The sequence below is a fragment of the Mycobacterium sp. SP-6446 genome (genome assembly GCF_001954045.1).
Classification (GTDB): Bacteria; Actinomycetota; Actinomycetes; order Mycobacteriales; family Mycobacteriaceae; genus Mycobacterium.
In genome coordinates this window covers 33,633-45,885 of the sequence record NZ_MBEM01000114.1, presented here as the reverse complement: position 1 = coordinate 45,885, position 12,253 = coordinate 33,633, and the positions used below count along the sequence as shown (strand labels likewise).

The 12,253-nt window shown below is 67.1% G+C and carries 14 protein-coding genes and 1 pseudogene; 5 read left to right on the top strand and 10 right to left on the bottom strand.

Going from position 1 to position 12,253, the window contains the following annotated elements:
- Nucleotides 1–78: pseudogene (locus tag A5736_RS26755) on the top strand (hypothetical protein); the annotation flags it as partial.
- A gap of 35 nt (nucleotides 79–113) precedes the next feature.
- On the opposite strand, the gene A5736_RS10025 reads toward A5736_RS26755, so the two are convergent.
- From A5736_RS10025 to A5736_RS10010, 4 genes are all read right to left on the bottom strand, one after another.
- A complete protein-coding gene (locus A5736_RS10025; protein ID WP_076245944.1) occupies nucleotides 114–1,412 on the bottom strand; it encodes a hemolysin family protein in 1,299 nt (432 codons plus the stop codon).
- Nucleotides 1,409–1,942 (bottom strand): rRNA maturation RNase YbeY, encoded by a 534-nt coding sequence (gene ybeY / locus A5736_RS10020; RefSeq protein WP_076064668.1) that lies wholly within the window; start codon nucleotides 1,940–1,942, stop codon nucleotides 1,409–1,411. The genes A5736_RS10025 and ybeY overlap by 4 nt, the downstream gene beginning before the upstream one ends.
- A gap of 7 nt (nucleotides 1,943–1,949) precedes the next feature.
- The gene (locus A5736_RS10015; RefSeq protein ID WP_076245942.1) at nucleotides 1,950–2,996 is read right to left on the bottom strand and encodes a PhoH family protein; all 1,047 of its coding nucleotides are present in this window, start codon (nucleotides 2,994–2,996) and stop codon (nucleotides 1,950–1,952) included.
- 106 nt (nucleotides 2,997–3,102) lie between these two features.
- Nucleotides 3,103–3,717 (bottom strand): TetR/AcrR family transcriptional regulator, encoded by a 615-nt coding sequence (locus tag A5736_RS10010; protein WP_371328372.1) that lies wholly within the window; start codon nucleotides 3,715–3,717, stop codon nucleotides 3,103–3,105.
- Between the two features lie 114 nt (nucleotides 3,718–3,831).
- Here A5736_RS10010 and A5736_RS10005 point away from each other — a divergent pair, with 114 nt between their 5' ends.
- A complete protein-coding gene (locus A5736_RS10005) occupies nucleotides 3,832–4,575 on the top strand; it encodes a maleylpyruvate isomerase family mycothiol-dependent enzyme (RefSeq protein WP_076245938.1) in 744 nt (247 codons plus the stop codon).
- A gap of 57 nt (nucleotides 4,576–4,632) precedes the next feature.
- Here the strand turns inward: A5736_RS10005 and A5736_RS10000 are convergent, their stop codons facing one another.
- From A5736_RS10000 to hrcA, 3 genes are read right to left on the bottom strand one after another with little or no spacing between them, the layout of a single operon-like run.
- Entirely contained in the window at nucleotides 4,633–5,394 is a 762-nt protein-coding gene (locus A5736_RS10000; RefSeq protein WP_076245936.1) for a 16S rRNA (uracil(1498)-N(3))-methyltransferase, read from the bottom strand.
- Nucleotides 5,395–5,417: 23 nt separating this feature from the next.
- Nucleotides 5,418–6,566 carry a molecular chaperone DnaJ gene (gene dnaJ / locus A5736_RS09995; protein WP_076124395.1) on the bottom strand — a complete coding sequence of 383 codons (1,149 nt, stop codon included), beginning with the start codon at nucleotides 6,564–6,566 and terminating at the stop codon, nucleotides 5,418–5,420.
- A gap of 58 nt (nucleotides 6,567–6,624) precedes the next feature.
- A complete protein-coding gene (gene hrcA / locus A5736_RS09990) occupies nucleotides 6,625–7,656 on the bottom strand; it encodes a heat-inducible transcriptional repressor HrcA (RefSeq protein WP_076124397.1) in 1,032 nt (343 codons plus the stop codon).
- A 153-nt stretch (nucleotides 7,657–7,809) separates the two neighbouring features.
- Here hrcA and A5736_RS09985 point away from each other — a divergent pair, with 153 nt between their 5' ends.
- From A5736_RS09985 to A5736_RS09975, 3 genes are all read left to right on the top strand, one after another.
- The gene (locus A5736_RS09985) at nucleotides 7,810–8,124 is read left to right on the top strand and encodes a type II toxin-antitoxin system VapB family antitoxin (protein WP_076064663.1); all 315 of its coding nucleotides are present in this window, start codon (nucleotides 7,810–7,812) and stop codon (nucleotides 8,122–8,124) included.
- Nucleotides 8,125–8,200: 76 nt separating this feature from the next.
- Entirely contained in the window at nucleotides 8,201–8,809 is a 609-nt protein-coding gene (locus A5736_RS09980) for a carboxymuconolactone decarboxylase family protein (RefSeq protein ID WP_076245934.1), read from the top strand.
- On the top strand, nucleotides 8,806–9,690 hold the full coding sequence (locus A5736_RS09975; protein WP_076245932.1) for a sigma-70 family RNA polymerase sigma factor: 885 nt from the start codon (nucleotides 8,806–8,808) through the stop codon (nucleotides 9,688–9,690). The genes A5736_RS09980 and A5736_RS09975 overlap by 4 nt, the downstream gene beginning before the upstream one ends.
- Here the strand turns inward: A5736_RS09975 and A5736_RS09970 are convergent.
- From A5736_RS09970 to mbtG, 3 genes are all read right to left on the bottom strand, one after another.
- Nucleotides 9,684–10,205: a hypothetical protein gene (locus A5736_RS09970; protein ID WP_076245930.1), complete on the bottom strand. Its 522-nt coding sequence runs from the start codon at nucleotides 10,203–10,205 to the stop codon at nucleotides 9,684–9,686. The genes A5736_RS09975 and A5736_RS09970 overlap by 7 nt on opposite strands.
- Before the next feature lie 90 nt (nucleotides 10,206–10,295).
- Nucleotides 10,296–10,838: a hypothetical protein gene (locus tag A5736_RS09965; protein WP_076124408.1), complete on the bottom strand. Its 543-nt coding sequence runs from the start codon at nucleotides 10,836–10,838 to the stop codon at nucleotides 10,296–10,298.
- Nucleotides 10,839–10,934: 96 nt separating this feature from the next.
- Nucleotides 10,935–12,236 (bottom strand): NADPH-dependent L-lysine N(6)-monooxygenase MbtG, encoded by a 1,302-nt coding sequence (gene mbtG, locus A5736_RS09960; protein WP_076245929.1) that lies wholly within the window; start codon nucleotides 12,234–12,236, stop codon nucleotides 10,935–10,937.
- Between the last annotated feature and the right edge of the window lie 17 nt (nucleotides 12,237–12,253).

The window sequence follows — 12,253 nt, the reverse complement described above, 5'->3', positions numbered from 1 at the left end:
GGGCTGTGCATCCCGGCCGACGAGGGGATCGGCCCGGGAGACCGCTGGATCGTCGAGCAGATTCGTCCGCCCGCGCCAACACCACCAGCTTCGCATCCTCGTCGTCCAGCCGTTCAGCCATCCAGTTCGCCTTCCTGCTCGACGGGTTCGGCCGGGCTCAGCAGAACGGTGCCGATCCGGACCCGTCCGCGATGATCGGGTCCGCCCTCGGCACGCAGCCGCAGGCCATGTGTGACGACCTCGGCGCCCGGCAGCGGAACCCGGCCCAATTCCAGCGCCAGCAGGCCGCCCACGGTATCGACGTCGAGATCGTCGTCGAATTCCAGATCGTAGAGTTCGCCGACGTCTTCGATCGGCAACCGCGCGGAGACCCGAAACCGCTTGTCCCCCAGGTCTTCTATCGGCGCGGTCTCTTCCTGGTCGTACTCGTCGGCGATCTCCCCGACGATTTCTTCCAGCACGTCTTCGATGCTGACCAAGCCGGCGATGGCGCCGTACTCGTCGACGAGCAGCGCCATGTGGTTGCGGTCGCGCTGCATTTCCCGCAGCAGCGCATCCAGCGGCTTGGAGTCCGGCACGAATACCGCGGGGCGCATCACCTGCGAGACTTTGGTGTCCCGTCCGCCGTCGGCCGACAAGAACGTCTGTTGGACAAGATCTTTCAGGTACACGACGCCGACGATGTCGTCGACGTTCTCACCGATCACCGGTATGCGGGAATGCCCGCTACGGACCGCCAGGTTCGTAGCTTGGCTGGCGAATTTGTCACTTTCGATCCAGATCATTTCGGTCCGCGGCACCATCACCTCACGCGCCGGGGTGTCACCGAGTTCGAAGACCGACTGGATCATCCGGCGTTCGTCGGCGGCCACCACACCGCGCTGCTGGGCGAGGTCGACGACCTCCCGCAGTTCGATCTCGGATGCGAACGGACCGTTGCGCAGCCCGCGGCCCGGGGTCAGCGCGTTACCCAAGACCACCAGCAGCCGGCTGAGCGGCATCAGCAGCCACGAGAGTGCTTGCAGCGGAAGGGCCGTCGCCAACGAAATGGAATACGCGTTCTGGCGGCCGAGGGTGCGCGGACCCACCCCGATGACGACGAAACTGGTCACCACCATGGTGGTAGCCGCTCCGAAAAGCGCCCACTTGATGCCGAAGTTGTCGTAGAGGAATACCACCAGAAGTACGGTCGCGGTGATCTCACAGATGATCCGCAGCAGCACCACCAGATTGATGTAGCGCGGCCGCTCGGACATCACCCTGAAAAGCGCGACCGCGCCTGGCCGCTCGTCGCGCACCAGCTCCTGCACCCGGGCCAGCGATACCGTGCTGATCGCAGCGTCGATCGCGGCGAAAAGGCCCCCCAGCGCGATCAGCGCGATCGCGCCGAACAGCTGAGACAAACCGGTCAATTGTCGAAATACCTTGACTTGTCCAGCAACCGGCGGTCACGCTCCTCCTGGCGGTCCTGCTGGTAGGCCTCGACCTGTTCGGCGACCCACTCTTCGAGTAGCCGCTCCTGCAAGGCGAACATCTCTTTTTCTTCGTCATGTTCGGCGTGGTCGTAGCCGAGTAGGTGCAGCACACCATGGATGGTCAGCAGCGCCAACTCGTGTCCGAGGCTGTGTCCCGCCGCGGCCGCCTGCTCGGCGGCGAACTCCGGGCACAGCACGATGTCGCCCAGCATCGACGGCCCCGGCTCGGGCGCATCGGGCCGGCCGCCGGGCTCGAGCTCGTCCATCGGGAAGCTCATCACGTCGGTCGGACCGGGCAGGTCCATCCAGCGCATGTGCAGGTCGGCCATCGCCGCGGTGTCCAACAGCACCATCGACAGCTCGGCGCTGGGGTTGACGTCCATCTTGGCGATGACGAATCGTGCGACGCTGACCAATTCCGCTTCGGAGACGTCGATGCCCGACTCGTTGGATACCTCGATGCTCATGGCACCATCATCGACGACTGCGGACGCCGGAGGCCCGCCGAGCCGCCCGGTTCAGCCCCGAGCCGGGCTCCTCGTACCTGGCGTAGGCGTCGACGATTTCGGAGACCAGCCGGTGACGCACCACGTCCGCGCTGGTCAACTCGGCGATATGGATGTCGTCGACGCTTTGGAGGATGTCGACCGCCGATCGCAGGCCCGACCTGGCGCCCCCGGGCAGGTCGATTTGCGTCATGTCCCCGGTGACGACGACCTTCGATCCGAAGCCCAGCCGGGTGAGGAACATCTTCATCTGCTCGGCCGTGGTGTTCTGCGCCTCGTCGAGCACGATGAACGCGTCATTAAGGGTGCGACCGCGCATGTACCCGAGCGGCGCGACCTCAATCACCCCGGCGGACATCAGCTTTGGGATCAGCTCGGCGTCCATCATGTCGTAGAGCGCGTCATACAGCGGCCGCAGATACGGATCGATCTTCTCGCTCAGCGTGCCGGGCAAAAAGCCAAGGCGCTCACCGGCTTCCACGGCCGGCCGGGTCAGGATGATCCGGCTGACCTGTTTGGTCTGCAGCGCGTGGACGGCCTTGGCCATCGCAAGATACGTCTTCCCGGTGCCCGCCGGGCCCACCCCGAAGACGATGGTGTTGGCGTCGATGGCGTCGACGTAACGCTTTTGGTTCAGCGTCTTGGGCCGGATCGTTTTGCCGCGGCGCGACAGGATGTCCAGCGTGAGCACTTCGGCCGGTGACGCGTTGCCGGTCCCGACGAGCATGGCGACGCCGTGGCGCACCACCTCCGGCGTCAATGGTTGTCCGCTGGCCACGACCGCAATCAGCTCGGAAATCGCGCGCTCCGCGAGCGCGACATCGGCGGGTTCTCCCGACAGGGTGATGGTGTTGCCACGCACGTGCAGGTCGGCGTTGAGCATCCGTTCCAATGCCCGCAGGTTCTCGTCGGCCGAACCCAACAAGCCCACGACGAGATCGGGCGGAACATCGATGCTGCTGCGAACCTGAGCAGAGGCCGATGCGTCAGCGGCGCTGGTCTCGCGTGGCGTCACGTGGTTTCCGATACCTGCTTCCTCGGCTTGTCAGGGGTTTGCTCAGCTGACTCAGTCTACGCCCGGCGTCCCGGATGGTCAGCTCTCAGAGTCTCGGCGTCCTGCCCTAGCGATCGTCGCTTGCGGCAAGGGCCCGGATCAACCGTTCTATGACGGCGCCGGCTTCCCGGCGCGCTTGAGCAGGATCGCTTGCGCGCGCAACGAAGAGCGTCGCCTCGCGCATGGCGCCCAGCATCGTCAGCGCGGTCGCCTCGATGGGTTGCGGTGGGATGCGGCCGGTCTCGACGGCGTTAGCGAGCAGCGCGCGCATCATCCCGGCGTTGTAGCGATTGCCGATCTCGGTCCACCGCGTCCAACCGAGCACCGCCGGGGCGTCCACCAGCACAATGCGCTGGATTTCGGGATCGGAGCAGGCGTCCAACCAGAATGCGGCGCCCAGGCGCAGGACCTCTACCGGGTCGGTTTCGCCGGCCGCGGCGATCGCTTCACCCATGCGGGCGGCGACTTCGCCCTCGACTTGCTCAAATACGGTCGCGAACAACTCGGTCTTGTCGGCGAAATGGTGATACAGGGCACCGCGCGTAACGCCCGCGGCGCGCACGATCGCCTCCAAAGCCACCTCGGCGAAACCCTGCGCGGCGAACAACGGCCGCGCCGCGGCGACCAGCGCCTCCCGCGTTTCCGCGGAACGCGCGGCGTGAGTTCGGCGGTCGTCATTCAATTCATCTTGCCTTTCATACATACCGTATGTAGGTTCGTACATACGGTATGAATCTTGGTCCCAAAGATAGCAGTTGGATGCGCGAGATCGAGTCAAGGAAAGGAACGCGGTGAGATGAGTTCCGCGATACAAGCCGTCGAGGCGGACCGCACGGCGCTGCTCGCAATTTTCCCGCTGATAACGGACTCGGCCTGGGCGCAGCCCAGCGGCTGTCCGGGGTGGTCGGTGCAGGACGTGGTGTCCCACATGGCATGCAGTTTCTGGCTGGCTGTGGACCCGTCGCGGTTGCCCGATCCCGCAGGCCGGCCCGCGGAGCGCGCTGCAGACCTGTATGTCGAGTCGCGTCGCTCCATGACTACCCAAGAAATCGTGGCCGACTACGAATCGGTCAGCGCGAAGGGCCTCGAGGTCCTCGCCGCGGCGGAGGGCCAGGACTTCGAGGTACCGCTCGGCGACGTCGGAACCTATCCCGCGTCGGTCATTCCAACGGCTTTCGCCTTCGAGCACTACGTGCACATCAGATACGACCTGTTCGAGCCGCACGGCCCGCTGCACGCACAACCCCCCGCCTCCGACGGATTGCGGCTTGAACCAACTCTGGACTGGATCGAGGCATCGTTGCCCCAGCAGAATGCGGCCCTGCTCGAACGCATCGATGACGCGATGGAGATCCACGTCACCGGCGCGTGTAACCGCACGCTTCGCCTCGGCGATGGCGACGTGACGGCTCAGATCACTTCGGACTCAGACGCATTCGTGCAGTGGGTCACCCAACGCGGCACCTGGGAAGCCCTCGGCGTGCAGGCCGAAGGGAGCAAGTCCAACCTGGAACTCGCGCGTCAGCTGAGAGTGTTCTGACCCCGCTATCGCGAGGCTGTAATTTTGCAGGGAAAGTGCGAGTAAGGGCCTGCAAAATTACAGGCTCGCGGGATCGTCCCATCGCCCGGTCAGCACGCCCAGCGCCCCCAGCGCCACCGCGGCCGCGCTCGACGTCCGCAGCACCTGCGGACCGAGTCGGACCGCTAGCGCGCCCGCGTCCGTCAACGCCGCAAGCTCGTCGGGCGCGATACCGCCCTCCGGGCCGACCACAAGCAACACCGAATCAGCCTGTCCCACAACGACATCCGCGAGCCCAGCGGTCGCCGACTCGTGTAACACCAACGCCGTTGCACCGGCCGCCACCTCGTCGCGGATCAGTTGCGTCAAAGCCGCGGTGGACAGTACGCCGTCGACCGCCGGGATGCGCGGCCGACGGGATTGGCGGGCCGCTGATCGGGCGACGGCGCGCCAGCGGCGCAGACCCTTGTCGACCTTCGCGCCTTGCCAGGTGGCCACACACCGAGCCGCCTGCCAGGCCAGGAACGCGTCGGCGCCCGCCTCGGTGGCCAATTCGATCGCCAACTCCGAGCGCTCGGACTTGGGCAAGGCCTGCACCACCGTCACGGTGGGCCGCGCGGGCGCGACGCACCAGCGCTCCTGCACCCGGGCACGCAGCCCTTCGCGCCCGGCGTGCTCGACCACGCAGCGGGCCAGGCCGCCGGCTCCGTCGCCGAGCACCAGCTGCTCGCCGGGACGGATCCGGCGCACGGTGGCGGCGTGAAATCCTTCCTCGCCGTCGACGACGGCCAGCGCCCCGGCGTCGGGCAGTGCGTCGATGTAGAACAGGGTCGCCACCATGTGCGCGGTCTGTGGGACTGTGGCTAGCGCCCGGTGAAGGTCTCGCGGAGCCGGCTGAACAGCCCACCGCCGCTGTGCGTCGAGCGGACTTCGGCCACCTCGCGGCTGCGGCGGTTCTTCAGCTCGCGCAGCAGTTCGCTGTCCTGGTGGTCCAGCCTTGTCGGGACCACCACCTCGATGTGAACGTGCAGATTGCCCCGGGCGCTGGAGCGCAGGTGCGGCATCCCGTGCCCACGCAGCGTGATGACCGAACCCGGTTGTGTGCCAGGCGGAATGGTGATCTCGCTCATGCCGTCGAGGATGGCGTCAACGGTGACTGTGGTGCCCAGCGCCGCGTCGACCATCGGCACCGAGATCGTGCAGTGCAGGTCGTCGCCGTCGCGAACGAAGATGTCATGGGCCTGCTCGTGCACCTCGACATACAGGTCGCCCGCCGGCCCTCCCCCGGGCCCGACCTCCCCTTGGGAGGCGAGCCGCACGCGCATGCCGTCGCCGACGCCGGCGGGGATCTTGACGCTGATTTCCCGACGGGCGCGCACCCGGCCGTCGCCCATGCACTGGTGGCACGGATCGGGGATGACCACGCCGACACCGCGGCAGGTCGGACAGGGCCGTGACGTCACCATCTGGCCCAGCAGCGAACGCTGCACCGTCTGGACTTCTCCGCGGCCGCCGCAGGTGTCGCAGGGAATCGGCGCGGAATCGCCGTTGGTGCCCTTGCCCTGGCAGCGGTCGCACAACACCGCGGTGTCGACGGTGACCTGCTTGGTCACGCCGGTGGCGCACTCCTCGAGGTCCAGCCGCATCCGCAGCAGCGAGTCCGACCCGGGCCGCACCCGGCCGATGGGTCCGCGCGATGTGGCGCCCCCGCTAAAGCCGCCGCCGAAGAAGGCCTCGAAGACATCGCCCAAACCACCGAAACCGCCGCCGAACCCTCCGGCCGAGGCGGCGGCGTTCTCCAGCGGATCCCCACCCAGGTCGACGATCCGGCGTTTCTCCGGGTCGCTGAGCACTTCGTAGGCGACGCTGATCTCCTTGAATTTCGCCTGCGCGGCCTCATCGGGGTTGACGTCGGGATGCAGTTCGCGCGCCAGCTTGCGATACGCGCGCTTGATGTCCGCATCGCTGGCGTTTCTGCTCACGCCGAGCAGCCCGTAGTAGTCGCGTGCCACGCCTGACCTTTCTTACGCCGCGCCTATGCGGCTATCCACAAATTGTTTGGGTGCGCAGTCATCGAGCACCCAGGACCTCACCGATATAGAGAGCAACCGCGGCCACGCTGGCGATAGTTCCCGGATAATCCATCCTGGTGGGTCCCAGCACACCCATCCCGCCATACACCGTGTCGGTGGTGCCGTAGGCGGTGGACACCATCGAGGTGCCCGCCATCTGCTCGACCGCGGTCTCGTGACCGATGCGCACCGTCACCTTGCCGGCTTCCTGCTGCGCCGCCAGCAACCGCAGCACCACCACCTGCTCCTCGAGGGCCTCCAGGATCGACCGCAGCGAACCGCCGAAGTCCGCGGCGTTGCGGGTCAGGTTGGCGGTGCCGCCCATCACCAGACGTTCCTCGGTGTGTTCCACCAGGGACTCCAACAACACGGTCGCCGAACGGCCCACCGCGTCGCCCAAGCCTCCGGAACCCTCGAGATGGCTGGCAAGATCGGCCACCGCCGTCGACGCCGCCGCCAGCCGTTTGCCTTCCAACGCCTGGCCGAGCATTTCACGCAGTTGCGAAAGCTGGTGATCGTCGATCACGTCGCCGAGTTCGACGATTCGCTGATCGACCCGGCCGGAGTCGGTGATGACCACCATCAACAGCCGCGCGGGCGTCAGGGCGATCACCTCGAGGTGGCGCACGGTCGAGGTGGACAGCATCGGGTACTGGACCACGGCCACCTGCCGGGTCAGCTGAGCCAGCAGGCGCACCGCACGGCGCAACACGTCGTCGAGGTCGACGCCGGACTCGAGGAAGCTTTGGATCGCGCGCCGCTCGGCCGACGACAGCGGCTTGACGTCGTCGAGCCGGTCGACGAACTCGCGGTATCCCTTCTCGGTGGGCACCCGTCCGGAGCTGGTGTGGGGCTGGGCGATGTAGCCCTCGGCCTCCAGCACCGCCATGTCGTTGCGGACCGTCGCGCTGGACACGCCCAAGTTATGGCGTTCCACCAATGATTTAGAGCCAATCGGTTCCTTGGTGGCGACGAAGTCGGCGACGATGGCACGCAGCACCTCGAAGCGACGCTCGTCCGCGCTTCCCATCGACGTCCACCTCCTTGATCGCGTCCATTTTACGGTCTCGAGAGGCGCGACCTGCCAAGAGCGGGCCTCGGCGCCAGCCGCCGACGATTTTCCGGCTAGCCTGTCCAACATGCATTCGTCGGGCCGGGGCGACGCGTCGCGGAAGATCCACCAATGATTTTCAAGGGCGTGCGGGACGGTAAGCCCTATCCCGAGCACGGGCTTTCGTACCGGGAGTGGTCCCAGATTCCCCCGCAGCAGATCAGGCTCGACGAGTTGGTCACCACGACCACGGTGCTCGCACTGGACCGGCTGCTGTCGGAGGACTCCACCTTTTATGGCGACCTTTTCCCGCACGCGGTGCGGTGGAAAGGCATCACCTATCTCGAGGACGGCCTGCATCGAGCGGTGCGCGCCGCGCTGCGGAATCGCACCGTGCTGCATGCCCGGGTGTTCGACATGGATTTGCCGCTGAGCCAGCAGACCTAGCCGTTAAGGGGGCCCGGTCACGTTCGAGTGCCGCCAGGTGTCGACCTAGTAAGGACGACATTCAAGGAGGACCGCCATGCCCCGTCTCAAGGGAGTGTCCGACCGCGACGCCGGCCCGGGCGCCAAGATCGCTTTCTTCTTCACCAGACGCAAGCTGGCTCAGATGACCGGCCTGGAAACGGCCGGGATGCTGGAGCCGCTGCGAATGTATGCGCACATCCCGCGGCTGCTCAGCGCCATCGGCAGGCTCGAGATGGCCGAGTCCAAGCTAGATATCCTCAGCCCGCGCGAGCGTGCGCTGGCCGAGCTGAAGGCGGCGACTACTGTGCGCTGCGAGTACTGCATCGACCTCGGTTCGCAGATCGCACGCCAGTGGGGAATCACCGACGAGGAACTACTCGCGATGGCCGATTACCAGAACGCCTCGTGCTTCTCCGACGTCGACAAGCTGATCCTGGAGTATGCGACCGCGATCAGCCGCACCCCGGTCGAGGTCAGCGACGAGCTTTTCGATGCGCTGCGCGCCCACTTCGACACGCCCCAACTCGTCGCGCTCACCCACGTCATCAACCTGGGCAACTTTCGCGCCCGGTTCAACATCGCGCTCGGCATCGGGTCGTCCGGCTTTTCCGGCAACCGGGTCTGCGCCCTGCCCGAGCCGAACCGTGGGGCGGGCCGCGCGTGACCGTCGATGCGTCACTGACCGAGCGTTTCGAGGCGGCCCGACCACAGCTGGGCGCCATCGCATATCGCATGCTGGGCTCGATCGACGACGCCCAGGACGCTGTGCAGGAGGCGTGGCTGCGGCTGCGTCGCAGCGGCGCGGACGGCATCGCCAACCTCGACGCCTGGCTGACCACCGTGGTGGCCCGCGTCTGCCTGAACATGTTGCGCGACCGCCACTCCCGCGGTCGGGAGGAATTGGTCGCCCATCTACCGGACCCGATCGTCGATCCGGTCGGCGAGTCCGATCCCGAACACCGCGCGATGCTGGCCGACGCGGTGGGCCTGGCCCTGTTCGTGGTCCTCGATACGCTGCCGCCGGCGGAGCGGCTGGCGTTCGTGCTACACGACGTCTTCACCGTCCCGTTCGACCAAATCGCACCCATCGTCGACCGGACGCCGGAGGCGACCCGCAAGCTGGCCAGCCGGGCACGCCGGCGCATCGAGCAGGCGGACCCGGTTCCCGACGGCGACCTCACCGCACAACGCGAAGCCGTCGACGCCTTCTTTGCGGCGGGACGTAGCGGCGACTTCGACCGGTTGGTGTCGGTGCTGCATCCCGACGTCGTGCTGCGCGGCGACTTCGGCGCCGGGACGCGCGGCTTCCGGGCCGACGGCGCGGCCTCGGTGGCCAGGCTGGCCCGCAGTTACGCGGGCCCCGAGCGCGAGGCGAGGGCCGCGACCGTCAACGGCGCCGCAGGCGCGGTGATCTTCGTCGGCGGGCGCGCCACGGCGATCATGGGATTCGTGGTGCGCGACGGACGCATCGCGGCCATCGATGTGCTGGCCGACCCGGCGCGCCTCGCCAAACTCGACCTACGCGCGCTGGGCGGCGATCACTGAACGGCCTGCAGCAACTGCATCGCCGACGCCCGTGATAGCACCCAGCCGCCGCCCTGACTGACGAACGAGAGGTTCTGCGTGACCGGCGACGTCAGCTTGGGTCCGGAGACCGCAACGTCCGCGGTGGACGAACCGGACGCCGTCGGCTGGATGTTCGACACGTCGAACGACAGCGGCAGGTCGCCGTTCTTCGCCGCCTTCTGCAGCTTCTTGTCCGCGACGTGCGCTTCGATCCCGCTGATGCCGCCTTCAACCAGATTGCTCTTGCTGGAGAACGGAACATTGGGATCGGCCAGGCTGGTCAGCACGCTGGTCAACTGGTCGGCGGTCGGCACGTTCGCACCCGGAACCGGTGGCGCGGGAGGCGCCGGATCCTGCGGCAGCGGCGCACCGACCGCGGCCAGCCGGACGGAGGCCAGATCGCTTGGCGCCGCGGCGAAAGCGATGGCGATCGCCGCTCCCCCGATGACGGCCACGGTTGCCACGCCGGTGGCAAAGAACTTGACGGTTTTCATCGTCCCCCTTTCATGGGCACGGTTACTTTAGGCCCGCGCATGTGTGTCCAATCTATGCGCTGGCTGTGTAGACGCCCAGAATCGGTGTCGTTAGCCCGTCGCGGTCGACGCCTGAATCAGAGCGAGCGCGGCGTCGTGCTGCAGGACCCAGTTGCCGCCCTGATTGATGAACACGAGGTGCTTGGTGACCGGCCCGGCGAACTTCGGACCCGAGATGGCCACGTCGGCCTGGGCCATGTTCGGGCCGGCGGGCGCAATGTTGGTCACGGCGAACGTCTCCGGAAAGTTCCCGTTCCGGTAGGCCTTCCTCAGGTCGTGGTCGGCGACCATACCCTCGTTTTGAGGGATGCCGTTTTCAACGAAGTTGACCTTGTCCCTGTAGTTGACGCCCGGGTCGGTTACTTGGGTGCACAGCGTGGACAACTGCTCCGGGGTCGGCAGTTGGCCCGGCAACGGCGGCGGGGGCGGCGGGTCTTGCGGCAGGGGCACGCCGACCGCGGCCAGCTGCACCTGATCGGTGCTAGCCGGGACGAATGCGGCCGACGTCACGCCGATGCCGGCGGCGCCGATGGCGGCCACGGCCGCAACGCCTGTGGCGGCGGATTTCAAGGTCGTTGTCAATGTGGTTGTCATGGTCAGGTCCTCCCCCTGAGTTGCACCTGGAATGTGGCGGACGGCCTCACACCGTTCGTCTTGTGTTAGGTGGTGTAATTCTGCCCCCTGTGACCGCTATTTGTGTCTCGACTCGGTCACGTTACGACCAAGCTCGCGTCTCGCCGGGGCGGATTTGGACGGGTTCGTCGTGGATCCCAGCACCCGGTCCGACAGCAGTCCCAGGCAGCTCAGGTTGGGAAATCCGGGCCCCTGGGTGAGTCCGGCAAGGTTCGGCAGGAACAGCTTCGGGGCGACGTCCGCGACGGCCAGGTCGTAGCCGATCGCCTCCTGCAGGCGGTCAGCCGTCAGCGGGCCACCCAGACCCAGCTCGAGCAGGTCGAGCGCGTCCTGGCTGAACAGCGAGCTGAACCAGAGCGGGTCGGCGCCGGATCCGTCGATGACCAGATCGAAACCGTGGACCGTCTCCAGGTTTTCGCTGCCCCGGTTGGTGGACAGCGTCAGCCGGATCTGGCCGTCCCACCCGACCGCGTGGGCGACCCGGCCGCGCAGGTGGTGGATGCGGTCGTCGGCCAACAGCGCTTCCTGGACGTTCGCCGAGAACACTCCGCGGTCGGTGCGCGCCAGCGCGTCGCGGCGTTCGTCCAGCGTCAGCGCGGTCCAGTCGGTGGGATCGGAAAACAGCGAGTTCTCGAAGAATCCCTCGCCGCGGGTAAACAGCGTCACCTGCGGCGAGATGACCGTGATGGTCGAAACCCGGTGCCGGAACAGCTCATTGAGCATCGACGCGGCCGTCTCACCGCCGCCGATCACCGCCACCCGTTCCGCGTTGATCCGGTCGTGGCCGGCGGCGCGGTCCCAGAACTGGGCGATCGAGAGCATCCGCGGATTGCCGGGCAGCAGCGACTTCTCGGCCTGGCCGGGCCCGGTGATCATCAGGGCATCGGCGTGCACGGTGATCTCGTGGGTGTGCAGCGCCCAGCGGTCACCGCTGACGGCCAGCCCGTCGACCTCGCCGTGCACGACGTCCAGGCCCACGTGCTGGGCGACCCACCCCAGATACTGGCTCCACCGGCGATGGGTGGGTGCCGGCCGGCCGCGGTCGATCCATTCGGCGAACGACGCGGTGGCGATCAAATAGGACTGCCAGCTGTAGCGCGTCATCCGCTCGTCGAGTTCGGCGTTGCGGCGCGGCGCCAGCGCCGATCGGTAGGGGAACCCGACGTCCTTTTCCGGGCTGGTGCCCAGCCGATGCGCCCCGTCGGTCCAGCCGCCGCTGGCCTGCCAGTTGGCCCCGACCCCGGTGCGTTCGACCGCGATGACGTCGGGAACGTCGACGCCCATTTCGCGCAGCACGTGGGCCTTGGCGGCGACGGCCACCGCCTTGGCTCCGGCGCCCAGGACCGCAAGGGTGCTCATGTCACGACCTCGTTCTG